The sequence below is a fragment of the Pseudarthrobacter oxydans genome (genome assembly GCF_030812335.1).
GTDB classification, from domain to species: domain Bacteria; phylum Actinomycetota; class Actinomycetes; order Actinomycetales; family Micrococcaceae; genus Arthrobacter; species Arthrobacter oxydans_B.
Genome location: NZ_JAUSSN010000002.1, coordinates 302,153 through 324,533, shown reverse-complemented (window position 1 = coordinate 324,533; position 22,381 = coordinate 302,153). Strand labels below are relative to the sequence as shown.

General features: G+C 69.2%; 15 protein-coding genes. 6 read left to right on the top strand and 9 right to left on the bottom strand.

Annotated elements, in window-relative coordinates:
* Positions 1 to 441 precede the first annotated feature (441 nt).
* The 4 genes from J2W14_RS04585 to sufU all read left to right on the top strand — a co-directional run bounded on the left by J2W14_RS04585 (position 442) and on the right by sufU (position 7,963).
* Positions 442 to 3,186: a helix-turn-helix transcriptional regulator gene (locus J2W14_RS04585; RefSeq protein ID WP_307459014.1), complete on the top strand. Its 2,745-nt coding sequence runs from the start codon at positions 442 to 444 to the stop codon at positions 3,184 to 3,186.
* Positions 3,187 to 3,275: 89 nt separating this feature from the next.
* Positions 3,276 to 6,029 carry a helix-turn-helix transcriptional regulator gene (locus J2W14_RS04580; RefSeq protein ID WP_307459011.1) on the top strand — a complete coding sequence of 918 codons (2,754 nt, stop codon included), beginning with the start codon at positions 3,276 to 3,278 and terminating at the stop codon, positions 6,027 to 6,029.
* Positions 6,030 to 6,175: 146 nt separating this feature from the next.
* On the top strand, positions 6,176 to 7,480 hold the full coding sequence (locus J2W14_RS04575) for a SufS family cysteine desulfurase (RefSeq protein WP_370871196.1): 1,305 nt from the start codon (positions 6,176 to 6,178) through the stop codon (positions 7,478 to 7,480).
* Between the two features lie 12 nt (positions 7,481 to 7,492).
* Complete coding sequence (gene sufU / locus J2W14_RS04570; protein WP_307459005.1) at positions 7,493 to 7,963, top strand: Fe-S cluster assembly sulfur transfer protein SufU; 471 nt, start codon at positions 7,493 to 7,495, stop codon at positions 7,961 to 7,963.
* Positions 7,964 to 8,038: 75 nt separating this feature from the next.
* Here sufU and J2W14_RS04565 read toward each other — a convergent pair whose 3' ends face one another.
* From J2W14_RS04565 to J2W14_RS04555, 3 genes are read right to left on the bottom strand one after another with little or no spacing between them, the layout of a single operon-like run.
* Positions 8,039 to 8,260 carry an SCO4848 family membrane protein gene (locus J2W14_RS04565; protein WP_307459003.1) on the bottom strand — a complete coding sequence of 74 codons (222 nt, stop codon included), beginning with the start codon at positions 8,258 to 8,260 and terminating at the stop codon, positions 8,039 to 8,041.
* Positions 8,261 to 8,263: 3 nt separating this feature from the next.
* Entirely contained in the window at positions 8,264 to 8,761 is a 498-nt protein-coding gene (locus J2W14_RS04560; RefSeq protein WP_307459001.1) for a DUF2505 domain-containing protein, read from the bottom strand.
* A 48-nt stretch (positions 8,762 to 8,809) separates the two neighbouring features.
* On the bottom strand, positions 8,810 to 10,345 hold the full coding sequence (locus J2W14_RS04555) for an SDR family oxidoreductase (protein ID WP_307458999.1): 1,536 nt from the start codon (positions 10,343 to 10,345) through the stop codon (positions 8,810 to 8,812).
* 239 nt (positions 10,346 to 10,584) lie between these two features.
* Here J2W14_RS04555 and mfd point away from each other — a divergent pair, with 239 nt between their 5' ends.
* Both mfd and J2W14_RS04545 read left to right on the top strand, forming a co-directional pair.
* Positions 10,585 to 14,301, top strand: coding sequence for a transcription-repair coupling factor (mfd, locus tag J2W14_RS04550; protein WP_307458996.1), 3,717 nt, complete (start codon positions 10,585 to 10,587; stop codon positions 14,299 to 14,301).
* Between the two features lie 6 nt (positions 14,302 to 14,307).
* Positions 14,308 to 15,159, top strand: a complete 852-nt coding sequence (locus tag J2W14_RS04545) for a metal-dependent hydrolase (RefSeq protein ID WP_307458993.1) — start codon at positions 14,308 to 14,310, stop codon at positions 15,157 to 15,159.
* 44 nt (positions 15,160 to 15,203) lie between these two features.
* On the opposite strand, the gene J2W14_RS04540 is transcribed toward J2W14_RS04545, so the two are convergent.
* From J2W14_RS04540 to nirB, 6 genes are all read right to left on the bottom strand, one after another.
* Positions 15,204 to 15,434 (bottom strand): hypothetical protein, encoded by a 231-nt coding sequence (locus J2W14_RS04540; RefSeq protein WP_307458990.1) that lies wholly within the window; start codon positions 15,432 to 15,434, stop codon positions 15,204 to 15,206.
* 63 nt (positions 15,435 to 15,497) lie between these two features.
* Complete coding sequence (gene deoC / locus J2W14_RS04535; protein ID WP_307458987.1) at positions 15,498 to 16,208, bottom strand: deoxyribose-phosphate aldolase; 711 nt, start codon at positions 16,206 to 16,208, stop codon at positions 15,498 to 15,500.
* A gap of 121 nt (positions 16,209 to 16,329) precedes the next feature.
* Entirely contained in the window at positions 16,330 to 17,190 is an 861-nt protein-coding gene (locus J2W14_RS04530) for an FAD-dependent oxidoreductase (RefSeq protein ID WP_307458985.1), read from the bottom strand.
* 148 nt (positions 17,191 to 17,338) lie between these two features.
* Positions 17,339 to 18,538, bottom strand: a complete 1,200-nt coding sequence (locus tag J2W14_RS04525; RefSeq protein ID WP_370871189.1) for a uroporphyrinogen-III synthase — start codon at positions 18,536 to 18,538, stop codon at positions 17,339 to 17,341.
* A 5-nt stretch (positions 18,539 to 18,543) separates the two neighbouring features.
* Positions 18,544 to 19,578 (bottom strand): uroporphyrinogen-III C-methyltransferase, encoded by a 1,035-nt coding sequence (gene cobA / locus J2W14_RS04520; RefSeq protein WP_307458982.1) that lies wholly within the window; start codon positions 19,576 to 19,578, stop codon positions 18,544 to 18,546.
* Between the two features lie 2 nt (positions 19,579 to 19,580).
* Entirely contained in the window at positions 19,581 to 22,310 is a 2,730-nt protein-coding gene (gene nirB / locus J2W14_RS04515) for a nitrite reductase large subunit NirB (protein ID WP_307458979.1), read from the bottom strand.
* Positions 22,311 to 22,381: the final 71 nt, after the last annotated feature.

The following is a 22,381-nucleotide window of genomic DNA, read 5'->3' as shown; positions in this document are numbered from 1 at the left end:
CTCCCGAATGGTTCCCGCCACGTGCGTGAACCCCTTTGACGGAGCCGACGGCGTCGGAACCTTCTGAGACCGAGGTTCCTCCCCCCAGCCGCCGTCGGCTCCCTAGTTTTCAGTGGCCCAGTCCTGGCTCGGCCGCCCGCAGGCCGGGCGGCCGTGCCAGAACTGTGATGGGACGCAGCAGGCGCCGGGGCGCGGCAGCCCTCCCAGGCTCTCGGCGAGACGCACGCCCTCCGCGGCAGGGCCCCGCACGACGCGGCTGCGGGCCGGGTCCGACTACTTGGTTTGGAACATTTTCCGGCGCGGAGATCCTGAGTACACCCACGTAGTCCAGGTTCCGCCCCCGCACTCGTAATCGAGTAGCACATACGCATCCGCAAATTTCCTGCTGTCAATAAGTTGGACTTATCGGTAGTCATAACTTTGATTGCGAAGGTCTCTCTCATGTTTCAGCAAGAAGCCGGCCTGCCTGCGGGCATCGGCAGAACAGATGTGATGTCAGCCGCCCAACGTCCGGGGAAGGGGCGGCCCGAGAAGCACTACACACGGCACAAAACAGTGGAAGACGTGGTGGCGGCGCTGACATCGGGGTCGGGCTGCGGGGCTGTCATCGTGGGGGAACACGGGGCTGGAAAGTCCTTCATTGCCCAGCGGGCCCTCGAGCTGCTGGGGGATGACTACCTGGTCGTCCAGGTCCGGGGCAGTTCCATTTCGTCCAAACTCCCGTACGGCGCCCTGAGCGTCCTGCTCAATGAACTCGATGCCTCCCACCTGGAACACCCGCTGATGGTGCTGCGGGGGTTGACCCAGCTGCTTCATACCCGGGCACAGGGCCGCAGCGTCGTCCTCTTTGTCGATAACGCCCATGACCTCGATGAGCTGTCCACCATGATGGTTGCCCAGCTCTGCGCCGGCGGACACGTCCTGCTACTTGCAGCGTGCGTTGACCTGCCCAATCTGGGCAGCGACATCATGGGACTCTGGAAGGACGATCTGCTGCGCCGGGTGGACCTTGGTCCCTTCGATTTCCGCGAAACGGCCGACAGCCTTGCCCAGGAGTACGGCGGGCACTTCTCCCACACCGCGGCACGGGCTCTCTGGAACGCCAGCGGCGGCAACGCGCTCTTCCTGCACTCCCTGGCACGGGAGCAGATCAAGCTCGGAACAATTGTCCGCCACGAGGATTCCTGGGTCTTGGGGGACAAGCCGGTGGCTCTGGCCGGTGAGATCCGGGATGTGCTCAAGGCCCGCCTGAACCGCCTCAGCCCCGGCCAGCGCGATGTGTTCGAGCTCTTGTCGCTCGCCGGAGCGTTGCCCCTGCAGACCCTGATGAGCGTATCCCGGGCGCAGGACATTGACACGCTGCAGGAGCGGGCGCTGATCCGCGTCAGCCATGACCACCCGCCGATGGTGAGCATCGCCAACCCGGTCACAGCCGGAATCGTTGCCAGCGTCGTGCCGCCAGGCCGCAGTGCTGAGCTTCGCCGCCGGCTGGGAGCTGTGCTCCAGGATCAGGACCTCGACGAATTCACGGGGTCCACGGCGGTCGCGTGGGCACTGGACTGCGGGGAAGAGGTTGATCCCAGGCTGGCCCTGGCGGCGGCCCGCGCCGCGAACAAGGCATCCGACCCGCAGTCAGCCCTGAGGTTCGCCCGGGAAATCGCGGGCGGGCAGAAACTGGCTGAAGTGGCCGTCGAATCTGCCCGGGCGTTCATCGCCCTGCACAATGACGACGCCGCTCGCCGCATCCTGGCCGACGTTGAACACCGGGCCGGTGAGGGACTGCCACTGGATGAGTGGGCCTCGCTGCAGCTGCTGTGGGCTGAACTGGACCGACGCAGCCCTGCAGCGCCGACCAGCGCACTGGCAAGGCTGCAGGAGATTGAACTGCGGCTCACGGTTTCCGGGGACGCCGGGGACGCCGGGGCTGCGCCGGGTCCCCTCGCCGAGCGGGTTCGCCTGGCCTATGCCGAGCTGGCCGCCTTCCAAGGCCGGTATGGCGACGTTCTGCAGATGTTCGAGGACGCGGATGCCAACGACCTCGGCAGCGAGGCGAAGATCATCGCCGCGAGCCTGCTGTGCGAGGCGAAGGCTGTCACCGGCGACGTCCTGGGTGCGGTGGGGCTTGGCAGGCAAGTCATTCTGGCCGCTGGCACCCTCGACCTTTCCGACACATCGATCAGGGAAATCCGCGGGCGGTTCCTGCTGCTCTTGCTGTTGTCCGCGAAGTTCCGGGAGGCAGCAGACTTCCTCGCCGACACTTCCGAATCCTGGGACCAGCAAGCCCGGCTGGGCGGCATGTTCGAGATCGGCCAGGGGATCGTGGACCTGCATCGTGGCCACCTCACGGTCGCAGTCCAGCGGCTGCAGTCCGGGGTCTGGCAACTCAGCGTGCACGATCCGGACGCTGTTGCCGGACTCGCAACCGCGGCCTGTGCGTACGCATTCGCGCTCCAGGGCGATGAGGATAAAGCTGGCGCCCTGCTGGTCGACGTCGAGGGGCAGCAGCCCCGGGCATCGTGGCTCGTGAACCGCATCACCCGGTACTTTGAGCTGTCCGCGAAGGCGGAAATCGGTCAGAAGACCGAGGCCCTCCGCGCGCTGAAGCTGGAAGCTGACATTGACACGGATGCGTCGGCGCTGGCTACCGGCCTGCAGTTCCTCTCAGCAGTGGCCCGGCTGGGAGACCGCCAGGCCAGCCAGAAACTCAGTGATCTTGCGGACCAAGTCACCGGGCACTTCGCCGGTCTGTGCTCGCGGCTTGCGGAAGGTCTGGCGGATGCCGACAGCGAGGAATTGCTGGCGACGTCCAAGGACGCCGACGCGGCAGGCCACGCGGTCTTCGCCAGGGATGTCACCAGGAAGGCGGTCAGCTGTGCCAACGACGCCGGGAACCGCATCTCCCTCCGGATGGCCCAGCGCACGCAGCAGTCCCTGGAAGACCGGTTCGGCAACCCCAGGAACGGCGTGCTCTCACTGCTGACCTCCACCTTGACAGCCCGGGAATCTGAGGTGGCGGTCAGGGCGGCCGCGGGTACATCCAACCGGAAGATCGCCGACGAGATGCACGTTTCAGTCCGGACCGTTGAGGGGCACCTCTACCAGGTGTATGCGAAACTCCACGTCGCGAGCAGGTCGGAACTCAAAGATGTCATCTCCGGACCAGTGGAACACGCCCGCCTGGGCTGACCGACCCGGCGCCCCCACCTCCGGGCGGACCCGGCGCCCTCGTCTCCGGACGGTCCGGGAGCCGACGCGCGCCCGCAGGAGGGAAACACGTGGAGAGCCTGACTGAGTCCGCCACCCTCGTGGGCCGGGCCGGCGTCGTCAAGGACATCGTCAAGTGCCTACGCGACGGCGGGACCTCCGGTGCCCTTATCGTCGGCAACCCGGGCACCGGGAAAACGGCCGTCTCCCGGGCGGTCATCCGGGAACTGCGGCCCCACACCGCCGTGATTCGGCTCGCGGCAACGTCGGCACTGTCTGCCGTGCCCTTCGGCGCGCTCTCGCCCTACCTCGGCGAACTGCCCGCCCACGACCTGGATTCCTTTGCCGCCGTCGTCAAGGCCGTGACGGACAGCATCAAGTCCCAGCCCAGTAAGCCGCTCTTCGTGATTGATGACGCCCAGTGCCTGGACCGCGGGACGACGCAGCTTGTTGCGCAGGCGGTCGCGACCGGTGCTGCCAACATGCTGGCCACGTGCCGGCCGGGTTTGCTGATTCCGGAGGAATTCCTGGCCCTCTGGGATGACGGCATCGTTGCGAAGTTTGACCTCGAACCGCTCACCCGGACCGAGGTGCACCAGCTCTGCGAGCAGGTGCTCCGCGCCGATGTCTCGCCGTGGGCCAGCGCGCTGTTCGCTGATGCTTCGGCCGGAAACCCGTTCATGCTGCTGTCCCTGATCGAACACGCCCGGAACACCGGGGCGCTGGAACTGCGCCACGGGATCTGGTTCCTCATCTCGGCCCCCGGCCTGGCCGACATTCCCGTAGCTGACCTGATCGGGCACGAACTCCGGTCGATGTCACCCGAGGAAAGGACAGCCGCCGCGATAGTGGCCCTGGCGGGCCCGCTGCCGCTGGGCCAATTATTGGGGTTCGGCGGCCCGAAGGCTGTCGACGCCCTGGAGCGGGCCGGGATCATCAGCATCTCACGAGGTGCTGACCGGACAGTCCGTCCCGCGAGTCCGCTGATCGGAGAGATCATTCGCCGCTGGGTGCCGGCGGGGAAAAGCGCCGGATTGCGGGCCAGCTTTGTCTCACTTCCTCCGGGAGGGCCAGTCCCGCCGGGCGCCTTCCTGAACCGGGTTCGGTGGGCGCTGGACTGCGGAGCCGCCGTGCCGCCGGACGAGCTCCTCAAAGCGGCGCTCACCGCTAACGCCGCCCTCGACGCCCGGGCCGCGATGCGGACCGCGGAAGCTATTTCCGATGATGCGAAGCTGCCCGAGGCCCGGCTGCAAATGGCCTATGCGCGGTACCTGCTGGGCGACCGCCAGCAGTCCGCAAAATTCCTGCAGCTCGCGGAGCCCATGCCGAACGAGAACGCCCGCTATCTGGCCGCCCTGCTCTCGGCCCGGCTGTCGGGACGAGCAACGACGCCGGGGACCGGCGCGGCACCCGACCGGAGCGGTGGTCCCGCCGGAACAGGCCCTGCCGGAGCAGGGCCCGCCGCAACACCCGCCGGACCGGCCGGCGTCGGGCGTCCGAGCAACGGCCAACGGGCCTTCCGCGGCGACGCCCGAGCGGCGCCGTCGTGGCTGGACCTGGCCGCGATCGCCGCGGCGGCGGGGACCGCCGCCGGCAGCCAGCCGACCGCGAGCCAACTCAGCGGCGGCCAGGAGGACCGTGAGGGCGGGCTAAGCCGGCTCGTCGTGGCCGCCGGGGATCGGCAGGAGATCAGGATCCCGGCTGAGTCGCTGCTCGCCGAATTGCTCTGCGCCAAGGGCCGGGTCGGGGACGGCCTGGGGCTGGCCCGCGAGGCCTGGCAGGAGGCGCGAAGCGCCAGCCTGGCGCTGCCCCTCGTGTATGAAGACCTTCTGGTGCGCTACAGCCTGAGCCTGAACTGGGCCGGGGAATGGGACGCTCTCGCCGCGGCCCTCGATGAGTACGAGGCGGACTATCCCTCGCGGCTGCTGCTCAGCGGTGGCATCCTGCACCTGATGAGGGGCCTCGCCCGTGTCCGCCAGGGGCGCATGCCGGAGGGAATTGCCGAACTCGTTTTCGGCGTCGAGGACCTCTCGATTGCCGATCCTTGGGAATTGCTGCCCTTCGCCCATTCGGTCGCAGCATACGCCGCCTCCGTGGTGGGTCACGCGCGGGAAGCCGAGGAGCACGCGGCCGCTTTCCGGCTGTCCCGGTACCGCGGGCCGGGGGCACTGCCGTTGCTCGCCGAGGCGTACTCGACCGCGGCCGGCGGAGTGCCGGGCGGTGGCGCCGAGGTCAGCAAGAGGCTAGGCGGCTTGGCGGAGGAGGCCAGACGGCAGGGTTTGCGGGGGATTGAGACGGACATCAGGCGACTGGCCGTGCGCCGCGGGGACACGGCGGCCGCGGACGGTCTTGCCCGGAGCAGCCTTGCGGTTGAGGGGCGGGAGGCCGGCATGCTGCACGACTACGCGCTCGCGGTGCTTCATGCTGACGACGCCGAACTCGTCAGGATCAGTGACAAGGCGCTGCGTGCCGGCTATGTGCTGCTGGCACTCGAAGCGGCGCAACAAGCGGAACGATGCCTCGCCGAAAGCACCGACAAGCGGAAACTGCTCGCTGTCCAGCGTAAGATCCAGAACCGGATGACTGCCGCCGGCATGGCTGCGCACATTGACTTGGTCCGTCCTGAACAGGATGCCGAACTCACCGCCCGGGAAACGGAAATCCTGGACCTCGTGTCCGGCGGAGCCACCAACGCGGAGATAGCCCGGCGGCTCTGCGTGTCCCAGCGGACCGTGGAAGGGCACCTTTACCGGGTGTTCGCCAAACTGGGCGTCAGCCGGCGGGTCGACCTCATCGACACCGGCGGCGATTCACACCGGCCCTGAGGCTTCCCGGAGGGACAACACGGAGGGACAACACGGAGGGACAACACGGGGCGCGCCAGAACCGCCGGCAGAATCGGGTGCGCCGTTCCGTGGGATGATGGAAAGTAGTCCATTTCACCCGATCCGAGGAGGCCAGCGTGGCTTTTGTGCCGACGTCAGAGTCCCGGGCCCTGCTCTCGCCTGCCCTGACCGACGACGAGGTATTGCGGATCCGCAATGACTTCCCCATTCTTTCCAGGCCCATGGGGGGCTACCCCCTGATCTATCTCGATTCCGGGGCGACCTCGCAGAACCCGATCAGCGTCATCGAGGCCGAGCAGGAGTTCTATGAGCAGCGGAACGCCGCCGTCCACCGCGGCGCGCACCTGCTGGCGGTGGAAGCCACGGAGTCCTTCGAGGACGCCCGCGAGACCTTGGCCGCCTTTGTGGGCGCCGGCGCCGACGAGATCATCTGGACCTCCAACGCCACCGAGGGACTGAACCTGCTCAGCTACGCCTTCCTGAACTCGTCCCTGCCCGGGGCCGCCGGGCCGGCGGCCCGCTTCGCCCTGGGGGCCGGCGACGAGATTGTCGTCACCGAGATGGAGCACCACGCGAACCTCATCCCGTGGCAGCAGCTCGCGGAGCGTACCGGTGCGACCCTTCGGTTCATCCCCGTCGACGATGCCGGGGCGCTGGACCTCGACGCCGCCGCCGGCATTGTCGGCCCGGCCACCAGGGTCCTTGCCTTCAGCCACGCCTCGAATGTCCTGGGCACCATCAACCCGGTCAAGACCCTGGTGGCGATGGCCCGCCGGGTCGGTGCCCTGACCGTGCTGGACGCCTGCCAGTCCGCGCCGCACCTGCCCCTGGACGTCAAGGACCTGGGCGTCGACTTCGCGGTCCTCTCGGGCCACAAGATGCTGGGGCCCACCGGCATCGGCGTGCTCTACGGCCGGTCCGAACTGCTGAACGCGTTGCCGCCGTTCCTCACCGGGGGATCCATGATCACCACGGTGACGATGGAGCGCGCCGCCTTCCTGCCCGCCCCGCAGCGCTTCGAAGCCGGGACCCAGAAGGTTTCCCAGGCCATCGCACTCGCCGCTGCGGCGAACTACCTCACCGAGACGGGCATGGACCGCGTCCATGCCTGGGAATCCCTGCTCGGGCAGCGCCTCGTCGAAGGCCTCTCATCCATTCCCGGCATCCGCGTCCTCGGGCCGGCCCCCGGAGAGGAGCGGATCGGCCTCGCTTCCTTCGACGTCGCCGGTGTGCACGCGCACGACGTCGGACAGTTCCTGGACAGCAAGGGAATTGCCGTCCGCGTGGGCCACCACTGCGCGCAGCCGCTGCACCGGCGCCTGGGCCTGACAGCCAGCACGAGGGCCAGCACCTACCTATACAACACAACGTCTGACGTGGACGCTTTCCTCGCGGCTGTCGCCGGGGTCCGAGCCTACTTTGGAGCCTAAGGACTTTTCCGCATGAGCCTTGAACAGCTGTACCAGCAGATCATCCTGGAACACGCGAAACTGCGTACCGGCAGCGGGCTGGCGGAGACGCCGGTTCCCGCGGGGGCATCGTCCGGGCAGTCCCACCAGCTCAATCCTGTCTGCGGGGATGAGATCACCGTCCGCGTGGCGGTCTCCGACGGGAAGGTCACCCAGCTGCGCTGGGACGGCGAGGGCTGTTCGATCTCCATGGCCTCGGCCTCGGTGCTCGCCGAGCTCGCCGAAGGAATGGACGTGGGCAGCTTCACGGCGGTGATCGGCAACTTCCGGGACGTCCTGCGGTCCCGCGGCAAACTCGCCGCGGATCCCGAAATCCTCGGCGATGCTTCCGCCTTTGAAGGTGTTTCGAAATACGCCGCCCGGGTGAAGTGCGCCATGATCTCCTGGGTTGCGGCCGAAGACGCCCTGGCCCAGGCCCTGACGTCCAGCACCGCGGCACCATAAACCTGTCGGGTATCAACGGTAGAAACCTGGCCGGTGCCTGCGGCCCGGGCCGGGCCGGGCCGGTAGGCCACGCCCTCAGCTGAGCAGGCCGGCAATCCCGATGGCCGCCGTCGCCGCCCCCAGCAGCATGGAGATGCTGACCAGGACGGCGTGGACGGTGAGGAAACGGGTGGCTTTGCCGTTCGTGTCGCGGGACCTGGGATCCTTCATGACCCGGCGCAGGAACTGCGGCCAGACCACAAGGGACCAGAGGCCGGCCACGATCAGGACGACGGGCAGGACTGCCGGCAGCTCCATGAGCTAGTGGCTTTCGAGCCAGGCCTGGGCCTGGGTGGACTGGATGTTCAGGGCCTTGCCCACCATCGGCTCGGCCGCTTCGGCGATCTTGCCGCCGAGGAACGGGACCGAGGACGTCACGGTGCCTTCGAGCTCGATCCGGGTGCTGCCGCCGTCGGAGACGAGGCGCTGGACAGCATTGACGTCCAGCGGCGCGCCGGAGACTTTCAGGGTGATGTTGCTCAGCCGGGAGCCGTCGGCAGCGGGGGCGTCCCAGCTCTCGAGCTGCGTCACCTTCAGGCTTTCGCCGACGAACTTCCTGGCGATGTCCGGCATCCGGTTGGTCGGGATGGTCCGCACGGTCGTGGTGCTGAAGGCGCCGGCCGTGTCGCCGTCGACGGAAAAGGATTCGAGGGTGCCGCCGACGAGTTCGCTCGTGTGGCGCAGGAAGTCCTCATTGACGAAAACGGCGGTGACGCGGTCTACGTGATGCGGAAGGTTGGTGGATGCACTCAATGCCATGGGGGTCCTCCGTGGGGGTGGAACTGGTCGTTTCGGGCTCCAAACATCCTACGCGGTGTGCCCGGCCGGCTTCGATTCCTCGTCCTGGAGGGCCTTCGCCGCGGCTGTGATGTTCCGCGACATGGCAGGGAAGATCAGGCTGTGGAACGGCAGCACCGCCAGCCAGTACAGGCGCCCGCTGAGACCCTTCGGGAAGAAGATTGCCCGCTGTCGGTAACGGCTGCCCGTTCCCTCCGGCTCCACCGACAGCTCCAGCCAGGCCCGGCCCGGCGCCCGCATTTCGGCGCGCAGCCGCAGCAGCCGGCCGCGGTCGATTCGTTCCGCCCGCCACCAGTCCACCACTTCGCCTTCGGCCAGCTGGTGCGGGTGCCGCCGGCCGCGCAGCAGCCCCGCCCCGCCGGTGAGCTTGTCCAGCAGACCGCGGATGCGCCAGGCCAGGGGCATGGAGTACCAGCCGTTCTGCCCCCCGATCCCTTCGATGATGGTCCAGACGTGCTTGGGATCGACGTCGCTGGAGTAGCTGCGCTCATCCAGGTAGACGAGGTGCCCGGCCCACTCGGGGTCGGAAGGGAGCGGGTCGGCGTCGGCGCCGGCGCTGGCCCACGTGGTCTGCACCTGGCCGTCGCGCTCCTTGCCCAGGGCGAGGGCCACGGCCCGGCGGTAGGGGGTGAGTCCGCCTTCCGGCGGGGGGATGTACTCGTCGATGTCGTGTTCCCGGGAGACGGCGTCGTGCTGGAGGGACTCCACGAGCGGCAGGGACATCGAGAGCGGGATCGGCGTGGTCAGCGCGACCCACACGCCCGCGAGCTTGGGCGCGGGAATGGGCAGCGCCAGGACCACACGGTGCGGGAGCCCGGCCTCCGCGGCGTACTCCTGCATCATGCCCCCGTAGCTGAGGACCTGGCGGCAGCCGATGTCGAAGGTGCGGTTGATCGGGCCGTCAAGCTCCGCGGCCCCGACGAGGTAGTGCAGCACATCGCGCACGGCGATCGCCTCGATCTTGTTGCGCACCCAGCTGGGGGCGGGCATCAGGGGCAGCGTCTCGGACAGGTGGCGGATCATCTCGAATGACGCCGAACCGGAGCCGATCACGACGCCTGCCTGGAAAACGATGGCATCGACGGGACTGTCGAGGAAGACCTTGCCCACGGCTTCGCGGGACCGCATGTGGGTGGAGAGCTCGGCGTCGGCGGGGTGCAGGCCGCCCAGGTAGACGATCCTGTCCACGCCGGCGTCGGCCGCGGCCCGCGCCGCGGTCTCGGCCATCGCCTTCTCCTTGGCTTCGAAGCCCGATCCGGCCGCCATGGAATGGACCAGGTAGTAGAGCACATCGACGCCGTCCAGGGCCGCGCGCAAGGCATCGCCGTCGTCGAGGCTGCTCTGGACGACCTCGACGTCGGCCAGCCACGGCACGCCGGCGATCTTGGCGGGCGTCCGGACCAGGACCTTCACGGTGTGCCCGGCTTCGAGCAGCCGGGGGACCAGCCGGCCGCCGATGTAGCCGGTCGCGCCGGTAACGAGCACCGTTCGTGGATGGCCGCTGGGTGCGGGCGGGGTTTGTGCGGATTCGGGGGTGCCGGTCATGGTGACTCCTTGTCGTCTAGGAAGCATTCGGAGCGCCAGGCCGTTCGGACGGCCCTGTATCCTGCCAGCCTAGTCCGGCGGCCGCCTGAGCCGGCAGGTCCGTGGGGCCAGCTGGCCGGAATGGTCGCGGTGCGGACCCGCCTCCGGGCTGCGCGGTAGGCTTGGGGTACCCGGGATTCTCACGAATTCCGGCTATTCGTGTTGCCTGCATCCCCGTGATCCCTTCAGGAGCTTCAGCCATGAGCCTCAACGGCCCCTCTCTCACCGGTCTGCGCCGTGTCCTCGCCGAAGACCGGAACTACGCCCGCGTCCGGGCCGAAGCCGCCCGCGGTTTCGCGGCCCGCAGCGAGGACTACCAGATCAGCGCCCCGGCCGGGCTGCGCTCGGCGCTGCTCGCGGAAATGGCCGACGGGCTGGCTGCGCTAGCGGACAACACAGCGGAAAACACGGCAGAACGCACCGCGGACAACACGGCAGCCGCCGACGCGCCGTCGGGAGGCCGCAGCCTCGCTCCGGTCGTCCTGGCCATCACCGCGACCGGCCGTGAAGCCGAGGACCTCACCGAGGCGCTGCGCGCCTTCCTGCCGGCCGACGCCGTCGCCGAGTTCCCCAGCTGGGAAACGCTCCCGCACGAACGGCTCTCCCCGCGCTCGGACACGGTGGGCCGGCGCCTGTCGGTGCTGCGCCGGCTCGCGCACCCCGAAACCTCCGCGAGCGGCGCGCTGCGCGTTGTCGTGGCCCCGGTCCGCGCCGTCGTGCAGCCGATCGTGGCGGGACTGGGCGAACTGGTCCCGGTCACCCTGACGGTGGGCCAGGACGCCCCGTTCAGCGATGTCGTCCGGAGCCTCGCCGACGCCGCCTACGCCCGGGTGGACATGGTGACCCGGCGCGGCGAGTTCGCCGTCCGCGGCGGCATGCTGGATGTCTTCCCGCCCACCGAGGACCACCCCATCCGGGTGGAGTTCTTCGGCGACGAAGTGGACCAGATGCGCTGGTTCGCCGTCGCCGACCAGCGCTCGCTCTCCGCGCCCGGGGTGCACCACCCCACCGAACTGCACGCCCCGCCGTGCCGCGAAATCCTGATCACGCCATCCGTCATGTCCCGCGCCGCGACGCTGAAAGCCCAGCTGCCGGCCGCCGCGGACATGCTGGAGAAGATCGCCGGCGGCATCGCCGTGGAAGGCATGGAATCCCTCGCTCCCGTGCTGGTGGACGCCATGGTGCCGTTCCTGGACCAGTTCCCGGCCGGTTCGATGGCGGTGGTGATCGAACCCGAGAAGGTCCGGACCCGCGCCCACGACCTCGCCGCCACCAACGAGGAATTCCTCGAGGCGGCCTGGTCGACGGCGTCCGACGGCGGCACCGCACCTCTGGACCTGAACTCCCAGGCCTCCGAAGCCCTGCACTCGGCCAGCTTCCGTTCCCTCACCGAAACCCGCACCGCAGCCCTCGAACACGAGGTGTCCTGGTGGTCGATCACCTCCCTGGCCACCGACGAGGAACTGCTGCCCGACGTCGACGTCCTGAACCTGCACGCCCGCGAACCCCGCGGCTACCAGGGCGACGTCGCCGAAATGATGGCCTTCATCGGCTCGCACGTGCGCGAACAGTGGCGCATCGTCGTCGTCACGGAGGGCCCCGGCCCGGCCCAGCGGCTCGCCGAACTCTTCCACGACAACGACATCCCCTGCGCCCGGGTCGACTCCCTCGACGACGACCCGCAGGCCGGGCTGATCGAGGTCACCACGGCCGCCGTCGGACGCGGTTTTGTCCTGGAGCCGCTCAAGCTCGCCCTGCTGACCGAAGCTGACCTGCTGGGACGGACCTCCGCCGGTTCCACGAAGGACATGCGCCGGATGCCGTCGAAGCGGCGCAACGCCGTGGACCCGCTGCAGCTCGTCGCCGGCGACTCCGTGGTGCACGAACAGCACGGCATCGGCCGGTTCGTGGAACTGATCCAGCGCCGGGTGGCGGGGGGCGGGGACGGGGTGCGCGAATACCTTGTGCTGGAGTACGCGCCGTCCAAGCGCGGCGCCCCGGGCGACCGGCTCTTTGTCCCCACCGACCAGCTGGACCAGGTCACCCGCTATGTCGGCGGGGACACCCCGGCGCTGAGCAAGATGGGCGGCGCGGACTGGGCCAGCACCAAGTCCCGGGCCCGCAAGGCCGTCAAGGAAATCGCCGGGGAGCTGATCCGGCTCTACTCGGCCCGGATGGCCTCCCGCGGCTACGCCTTCGGCCCCGACACCCCGTGGCAGCGCGAGCTCGAGGAAGCCTTCCCGTATGTGGAAACCCCGGACCAGCTGACCACCATCAACGAGGTCAAGGCGGACATGGAGCGGGAGATCCCGATGGACCGGCTGATTTCCGGCGACGTCGGCTACGGCAAGACCGAGATCGCGGTACGGGCGGCGTTCAAAGCCGTCCAGGACGGCAAGCAGGTCGCCGTGCTGGTGCCCACCACGCTGCTCGCCCAGCAGCATTACGAGACCTTCACCGAACGCTTCTCCGGCTTCCCGCTCGTGGTCAAGCCGCTGTCCCGTTTCCAGGGCGGCAAGGAGGCCAAGGAGACCGCCGAAGGAGTCAAGGCCGGTTCCGTGGACGTCGTGATCGGCACCCACCGGTTGCTGTCCAAGGACTTCGCGTTCAAGGACCTCGGCCTCGTGATCGTGGACGAGGAGCAGCGCTTCGGCGTCGAGCACAAGGAAGCGCTCAAGAAGATGCGCACGAACGTGGACGTCCTGGCCATGAGCGCCACCCCGATTCCCCGCACCCTGGAAATGTCCCTCACCGGCATCCGCGAAACCTCCACCCTGGCCACCCCGCCGGAGGAACGCCACCCGGTGCTGACCTACGTGGGCCCGTACACGGACAAGCAGACCTCCGCGGCGATCCGCCGCGAACTCATGCGCGAGGGCCAGGTGTTCTTCGTGCACAACCGGGTGTCCACGATCGACCGCACCGCGGCGAAGATCCGCGAACTGGTCCCGGAGGCCCGCGTCGAGGTGGCGCACGGGCAGATGTCCGAGAGCCGGCTCGAGCAGATCATCGTGGACTTCTGGGAGAAGCGCTTCGACGTGCTGGTCTGCACCACCATCATTGAGACCGGCCTGGACATCTCCAACGCCAACACGCTGATCGTGGACGGGGCGGACAAGTACGGCCTGTCCCAGCTGCACCAGCTGCGCGGCCGTGTGGGCCGCGGCCGCGAACGCGCCTACGCGTACTTCCTGTACCCCTCGGAGAAGCCGCTGGGCGAGGTGGCGCTGGAACGGCTCAAGGCCGTCGCCACGCACAACGAGCTCGGCGCCGGCATGCAGCTGGCCATGAAGGACCTCGAGATCCGCGGCGCCGGCAACCTGCTCGGCGGGGAACAGTCCGGCCACATCCAGGGCGTCGGCTTCGACCTTTACATCCGCCTGGTCGGCGAGGCCGTCGCGGAGTACCGCGGCGAGGCCGAGGAGAAGGCCGCGGAGATGAAGATCGAGCTGCCGGTCAACGCGCACCTGCCGCACGACTATGTGCCGGGCGAACGGCTGCGCCTCGAGGCGTACCGCAAGCTCGCCTCGGCCATCACCTACGAGGCGATCGACGAGGTGCTCGCGGAGCTCGTGGACCGCTACGGGGAGCTGCCGCTGCCCGCGAAGAACCTGATCGACGTCGCCCGCTTCCGGGTGGGTGCCCGCGAAGCCGGGCTCAGCGACGTCGCCCTGCAGGGGAACTTCATCAAGTTCTCCCCGGCGCAGCTGCCGGAGTCCAAGCTCATGCGGCTCACCCGGATGTACCCCGGTGCGCAGTCCAAGCCGGCCCTGGACGCGGTGCTCATCCCCAAGCCCAAGACCGCCCGGATCGGCGGCCGGGACCTGCAGGACGCCGAGATCCTCGAGTGGGCCAACGGTGTCATCCGCAACATCTTCTCCGACGCCGCTGTATCTGCAGCACCGGCGGTGAAATAACCAGTGATGGGAGGACACCACGCCGCGTCGGGGGCCGCGGCGTGGGTGGCTATTGCCTCGACGGGGCCGTACGCGCTGGGCTGGTATCCGCTGGACGCGACCGGGATTGTGATCGGCGGGATGGCGACGGCGGGCACGGCCCTGGTCTGCGACTGGGACCACCGCTCCAGCACGGTGGCGCATTCGCTGCCGCCGCTGTCGAACGTGATCGCCGTCGGCATCGAGAACGTTTCCGGCGGGCACCGGCAGGGCACGCATTCCTTGCTCGGCGCGGCCTTCTTTGTGCTGCTCGCGGCGCTGGCCGGACAGTTCCAGCTGCAGACGGACTGGGGGCTGCTGTCGGTGGGCGCCGGGCTGCTGTGCATGTTTATGATCAACATCGCCGCCAAAGCGCTCAAACTCTTCCCGAAGTACGGCTGGATCAGCAACTGGGTCTTCGCCCTCACCATGGCCGGGCTGGTGACCTGGTTCGCGCCGCACCAGTGGACCTGGCTGCCGGTCTCGATGCTGACCGGGGTGCTGGTCCATATCGTCGGGGACATGATCACCACCGGGGGAGTGCCGCTGCTCTGGCCCATCGTGATCAAGCCGCCGAAGCTCCTGCGGAAACTGCCGCTGCTCAGGAACGTCTGGAGGTCCAACGGGGCGTTCTCCATCCCCCTGCTGGGCCGTGCGGGCTCGCGGCGGGAATGGTTCGTGCTGATCCCGGTCAGCGCCTACGCCATGATTGGCCTGTTCGGCGCGGTCCTGGCCCTGGCCCGGCTGCACTGGCCGGACGCCGTCGCCCTGGGGACCGGGCTGATCCAGAGCCTCATCGGGGTGCTCGCGTCCGCGTATGATCACCGCTTAAACGACTGAAGCTCCGGAGATCCGGAGCTTCAGTTCTTTTGAGGACGTGGTGTCTAGAATTCGCCCGCGGAATCCGAGCGGCCGGTGACGGTCTGCGGAATCCAGAACGCCAGGGCGAACAGGATGAGGCACGCGGCCATCGGCCACGGGTTGCCCAGCGTCAGGAAGCTCAGCGAGTACAGGGATCCGGCGAAGAGGGCCATCATCAGGACGAACAGGATGATGCTGGAGCCGAGGCTGTTCTCGTTCTGCGGCGTCGTGGCGGTGGTGGTCTTGCTGGACATTCGTTCCTCCTCGGCCCCGTGGGGCTCAAAACTGTGGCGGCTTCGGTTGTTATCGGATAGCAGTCAGTACGCGGAGGAACCCTGTTCACCCTTGACGATCGCGATGCCGGAGCTGGCGCCAATTCGTGTTGCACCTGCAGCAATCATAGCCTGCGCGTCGGCGAGCGAACGCACCCCGCCCGAGGCCTTGACGCCCAGGTCCGGGCCCACGGTGCGGCGCATCAGCGCGACGTCCTCGGCGGTGGCGCCGCCGCCGTTGAAGCCGGTGGACGTCTTCACGAAGTCGGCGCCCGCCGCCACGGCCGCCTCGCAGGCCAGCACCTTCTGGGCGTCGTCCAGCAGGGCCGTTTCGATGATGACCTTCAGGATGGCGCCGCCGTCGTGCACGGCCTCGGCGACGGGCGTGATGTCATCGACCAGGGCGCCCTTGTCGTTGGCCCGGGCCGCGGCAATGTTGATCACCATGTCGACTTCTTCGGCGCCGTCCAGCACCGCGCCGCGGGCCTCAAAGGCCTTGACGTCGCTGGGCGTGGCGCCCAGGGGGAAACCGACGACAGAACACGTCAGCACGCCGGAGCCTTTCAGCGCCTTCTTGACCGTCTTGACCCACACCGGGTTGACACACACGGACTTGAACCGGTACTCGGCCGCCTCGGCGCAGACCTTGAGGATCTCGGCCTCGCTTGCCTCCGGCTTGAGCAGGGTGTGGTCAATGTAGGAGGCAATGTTAGCGGGGGTGGTGCTTCCGGCGGTCGCGGCGGCTTCGTTGCTCATGGGGTCCCTTCGTGGCTTCTCAGGTGTCCATCTTGCCACAACGGGACGCCCTCCGGAGGGCGTCCCGTTGTGGCCACGCAGCGGTCCAGGCAGCGGGTCAGACCGCGGTTCAGACAGTGGTTCAGGCGGCGTTGGCGAACGGCTCGGCGAGGCCGGCGCGGAGCAGCTGGGAGGCGCAGACCGAGGCGGCGGAGGAGGCGGCCACGAGCAGCCCCAGCCGGACGCCGTCGAACACGGCGGCATCCCCGATGGCCCAGATCCCCGGGACGGAGGTGCGGAAGTCACGGCCGATCACAATCCCGCCCTGGCGCGCCGTCTTCAGGCCGGCGCTGACCGCGAGGGCGTCGCGGGCAACCGGCTCCTCGGCCAGGACCACCAGATCCCCGGCCATGCTGGAGCCGTCCTCGAACACAATCCCGGCGGCAGCGAGCGTCGAACCGGCGAGGGTGGGAACGACAGCGGCCGGCCGCTGCGTGGTGCGGATCGGGCTGACGCCGCGGGCGCGCAGCACGGCCTCGGCCTGGCCCGCGGCCGTTCCGGTGCCGACCAGGATGCCCAGTGGCCGGCGGCCCAGGACGCGGGTGACGTCCTTGACGGCCTCGCCCAGCCGGGCGGCGTCGTCGATGGTGGAGTAGTTCAGGCACCGGCCTTCACCTGCCAGCGGCGGGCCGGCGGGGGAGGAACCGGTCGCGATGACCAGCTGGTCGTAGTTGAATTCCAGGCCGTCCGAGGTGGTGACGTAGCGGCTGTCCGGGTCGATGTAGCTCGCCGGCTGGCCGAAGCGGACGGAGACCTGGGGGAGGGCGGCGAGTTCCAGCAGCTCCTCGGGGGCGTCATCCCGGTTGCTGAGCACCGTGATCCCGCCGGCGAACGGAGTCCGGGTGAGCTGGCGGACGAGGGCCTGCGCGGCGGGGCCGGCCCCGGCGATGACGATCCGGGGCCGGGTCTGGGAATCGGCGGAAACGGTGGGGGTGGCGGACATGGTGAGGCCCTTTCGCTGGTGGCCCGTGGTGTGGCCTGACTGCTTGATGAACCCAGCGTAGGCGGGTGATCTTTCCGGCGTGTTTCCCCGGTGTTGCGGGATTTTCGCCGTCCGTTCGCCAATGTTTACCGGCCAGTAATGCCGTGAGTCACACCCGGATCCGGTAGCCGCGCTTCACCACGGTTTCCACGAGCCGGCCGTCCGGCAGGGCGGAGCGCAGCCGGCTCACCGTCATGTCCAGGGCATGGACCGAACCGCGGAGTTCCAGCAGTTCGGACAGCGACTCACGGGACAGCACCGCGCCGCCGGCGCCCAGGAGCGCCCGCAGCAGCAGGAGCGGGGCGGGAGCCAGCTCCACGGCCTCGCCGTCGATCCGCAGCGAGCGGCCGCGGAGCTCCACGCGACCCGAGACGGTGTCCACGCGGCGGACGTGGTTGAGGGCAAGGTGCTCCACGACGAGCCGGATCAGGGCGCCCATCCGGAACCGGTCCGGGACCAGCGGCTGCAGTCCGGCATCGATGAGCGGCTGCGCCGTGACCGGGCCGACGACGGCGGTCGCCACCGTGGTCTTCAGGCTCTCCACGAGCTGCTTGTACAGGCCCATCTCGTGCGCGGTGCTCCACATGGCGTCCACTGCGGGGGCGCTGGTGAAGGTCAGCACGTCCAGGTTGCCGCTGCACGCGGCCTCGATCAGCCGCGGCAGCCGGTCGGCGCCGTCGGGCTTGACCCAGCGGTACGGGGTCACGGTGAGGACGGTTGCGCCGGACATCCGGAGGCGTTCGAGCTGGCGGACATCGGTGTAGCCGTGCAGCTGCACCGCGACGGTCTTGCCGCGGACCCCCTCGGCAAGGAGCATGTCCACCAGTGTGGCGGTGGTTTCGTCGCTGCTGATCCCGACGTCGGCCAGCCCGGCCGCGCGGACCGCGCCGCGGGCCTTGGGTCCGCGGACGAACATCCGGGTGGCGCCGAGGGTTTCGAGCAGCTGCTCGCCGATCCCGAAGGTGTCGGCGGCCTCGCACCAGCGCCGCATGCCGTAGGCGGTGGTGGCGATGCACAGTTCGGGGCGTGCGGCGATGACGGCCCGGGTGTCCTCGATCAGGTTCACGTCCTCCTGTACCGGGGCGATCTTCAGCGCCGGCGCATGCAGCACCTCGGCGCCGCGCCGCTCCAGGGCCTCGATCAGGTCCTGGGACCGGCGGTGCGAGGTCACGCCGATCCGGAAGCCCTCCAGCGGCAGCTCCACGGTCTCCGCGGCAGTCCCCGGTGCTGCCTCCGCCACGGTGGCCGGCGCAGTGCCGGGGCCAGGGCCGGGCGGCCCGGACGGGGCGATGGCGTTGAGCGCGCTCACGGTCCTCACGCTCCCATCAGGGACGCGGCGAGGCGGTCCAGGTCGGCTTCGGCTTCCGCGCAGCCCCGGTTGGCTTCGGCCACACGGACGACGTCGCCGATCACCAGCACGGCGGGGTTGCTGCATTCCGCAGCCGCCGTCGTGATGGTGCCCAGCTCGGCGATGGTGGTGCGCTGTCCGGGGCGGTAGCCGCGCTCGACGACGGCCATCGGCATGTCCGCGCGCATCCCCGCCCGGCGCAGCCCGGCGGCGAGCTGGTGCAGGGTCCCGATGCCCATCAGCACCACGATGGTCCCGCCGAGTCCGGCGAGGTGCATGTGCTCCTTCTCGGTCAGCGGGGCGTGGCCGGAAACCACGGTGAACATGTGGCTGACCTCGCGGTGGGTGACCGGGATTCCGGCCGCGGCCGGGACCGAAATGGCGCTCGTCACGCCGGAGATCACCCGGACGGGCACACCGGCCTTCACGCAGGAGGCCACTTCCTCGCCGCCGCGGCCGAACACATACGGGTCCCCGCCCTTGAGCCGCACGACGTTCTTCCCGGCCAGGGCGGCCTCCACCATGAGGTCCTCGATGCCGGACTGGCTGACCTTGTGGTGGCCGGGGCGCTTGCCCACATCCACCAGCTCCGCCGTGCTCAGCGCGGGCAGTTCCTGGTACGGGGCGAGCCGGTCGTAGAAGACAACGTCGGCGTCCCGCAGGGCCTTGACCGCGGCGACGGTCAGCAGCTCGGTGGTGCCGGGCCCGCCGCCGACCAGGGTGACGTGGCCGGCGGGGCCGGCGGCCGGCTCCGCGGCGACCGGGATGCCGTTTTCGCGGCAGCGGTCCAGCAGCGCCTCCCAGCCGGGCTGGCCGTCGTCGACGGCGGCGACCAGGAAGGGACGCTCGGGCAGCGGGCCGTCGTGCCGGGCACCGCCCGGGCTGCTCAGCCGGGTGACGACGGCGCCGGCCGCACGGTAGCGGCGGACGGCCTGGCGTGCAGCGGTGTCCGAGCCGGTGACAAGGACTTCGCGTCCGCTGAGATCGATGCTGAGCTGCATGGCTAGACCTTACTTTCCTGGACTGTGTTGTCGTCCCTGGCGGGGGTGTCGGAGGGCCGGACCGGGATGCTGGAGGCGATCACGACAGGCTGCTGGGCGGCCAGGGCTTTCTCCTCCGCCGTGGCGGGGCGCATCTGGCCGCGCTCATCGGAGACGAAGGTGATCGAATCGTCCTTCTGGTCCGGGGCGTTGACGAAGGAGCGGAAGCGGCGGAGGCGCTCGGGATCCTTCAGCGTGTCGGCCCACTCGTCGACGTAGGTGTCGACGTGCCTGGCCATGGCGGCCTCGAGGTCCGCGGCGATGCCCAGGGTGTCGTGGACCACCACGTCCTCGACGTGCTTGATGCCGCCGGCGAGCTCCTCCTGCCACCGCGCCGTGCGCTGCAGGCGGTCGGCCGTGCGGATGTAGTACATGAAGTAGCGGTCGATGTACTTCAGCAGGGTTTCGTCGTCGAGGTCCTTGGCCAGCAGCTGGGCGTGCGCCGGGGTGGCGCCGCCGTTGCCGCCGACGTAAAGGTTCCAGCCGTCCGCGGTGGCGATGACGCCGACGTCCTTGCCGCGGGCCTCGGCGCATTCCCGGGCGCAGCCGGAGACACCCATTTTGAGCTTGTGCGGGCTGCGGAGGCCGCGGTAGCGCAGCTCCAGCTGGATGGCCATGGCCACCGAGTCCTGCACCCCGAAGCGGCACCAGGTGGAACCGACGCAGGACTTCACCGTGCGCAGGCTCTTGCCGTAGGCCTGGCCGGACTCGAACCCGGCGTCGACCAGTTCCTTCCAGATTTCCGGGAGCTGCTCCAGCCGGGCGCCGAACATGTCGATCCGCTGGCCGCCGGTGATCTTGGTGTAGAGGTTGTACTTCTCGGCCACGGCGGCGATGACGCCGAGCTTCTTCGGGGTGATCTCACCGCCGGCGATGCGCGGCACCACCGAGTAGGTGCCGTCCTTCTGCATGTTGGCCAGGGCACGGTCGTTGGTGTCCTGCAGGGTGCCGCGGCCCGCGTCCAGGACGTAGGCGCTGTTCTGGCTGGCCAGGATGTTGGCGATGGTCGGCTTGCAGATGTCGCAGCCGTCGCCGGTGCCGTACTTGGCCATGACCTCTTCGAAGGAGGTCAGCTCGAGGACCCGGATCGTCTCGAAGAGTTCCTGGCGGGACAGCTCGATGTGCTCGCAGAGGGCCTTGGAGACCTCGACGCCGGACTTGGTCAGTTCCGTTTCGAGCAGCTTCTTGAGCATCGGAACACAGGAACCGCAGCTGGTCCCGGCGCGGGTGCAGCCCTTGAGCTCGCCGAGCTCCTGGACGGGGGCGTTGCCGTCGCAGGCGCCGCAGCCGTTGACGGTGTCGCGGATGGTTCCGGCGGAGACGTTGTTGCAGGAACACAGAATGGCGTCGTCCGGGAGTTCCGTTTCCGGGGCGTCGCCGCCGCCGGCCGCGGTGAGGTAGGCGCCGGGTTCGGCGGCCAGTTCGCGGCCCAGCATGGGGCGCAGGGACGTGTACGGGGTGGCGTCCCCGACGAAGATGCCGCCCAGCAGGGTCTTCGCATCGTCGGTGGTGACGATCTTCTGGTAGACACCGCGGGCCGGGTCGGCGTAGACGATTTCCAGCGCGTGCTCGGTCCGGGCGAAAGCATCGCCGAAGCTGGCGACGTCGACGCCGGAGAGCTTGAGCTTGGTGGCGGTGTCGAAGCCCGGGAACGTCGCGTCGCCGCCGTGCAGCCGGTCCGCGACGATCTCCGCCATGGTGTTGGCCGGAGCCACGAGGCCCAGGCACATGCCGCCGAAGTTGGCGACCTCGCCGATCGCCCAGATGCCGGGGACCTGCGTTTCGCAGCTGTCGGAGATCACGACGCCGCCGCGCGGGCCGAGATCGAACAGCGGCGCGGCGCCTTCCGACTCGGTGCCTTCGGCCGCCGGGCCGTTGGCGTCACGGAACAGCTCGTCGCGGGGTTTGACGCCGATCGCGACGATCACGAGGTCGGCGTCGATGATGCGGCCGTCGGCCATCAGCACGCCGGTGACCTGGCCGTCGTCGTCGGACAGGACCTCGGAGGGGAACACGCCGCCGTGGACGGTGAAGCCCTTGGCTTCGATCAGGCGGCCCAGGGCCTGCCCGGCGCCCTGGTCCAGCTGGGTGTTCATCAGCCAGGGGGAGCCGTTGATGACGATCGGGGTGGCGCCGAGCTGCTCGGTGCCGGCGGCGGATTCCAGGCCCAGCAGGCCGCCGCCGATGGTGACGGCGGTGACCTTGCGGCCCAGCTTCTCCGTCAGTTCCGCGATTGCCTTGTTGATGGCCCAGACATCTTCCAGCGTGCGGTAGACGTGGGTGAGTTCGGATCCCGGGATCGGCAGGCGGGCGGCGTCGGAGCCGGTCGCGACGACCAGTTCGTCGTACGGGTAGACGGTGCCGGCCGCGGTGGTCACGGTCTTGCCCGCGGTGTCGATGCCGGTCACGCGCTCGCCGGTCTGCAGCGTCAGCGCCTCGTGGTCCCACATCGCGGCGCTGCCGAGCGTGAGGTCGACGTCGGCGTCGGTGAGGGCCTTGCTCAGCGCGACGCGGTCATAGGGGAGGTGGGCTTCCTCGGTGAGGACGGTGACGTTCCAGCCGTCCAGGCCCCGGGCGTGCATGGCGTCGGCGAAACGGTGGGCGGCAGGGCCGCCGCCGGCAACCACAACGCGGCGCGGTGCTGTGGCGCGCTCTGCGCCCTGGTTCTGGGGGCTTGAAGTCTGTCCGGTCACGGTGGGCCTTTCGCATGGGCCGCAGTCGGTGCACTGCGGCCTTCTCAATCGAGGTGTCCATCCAGACTAGG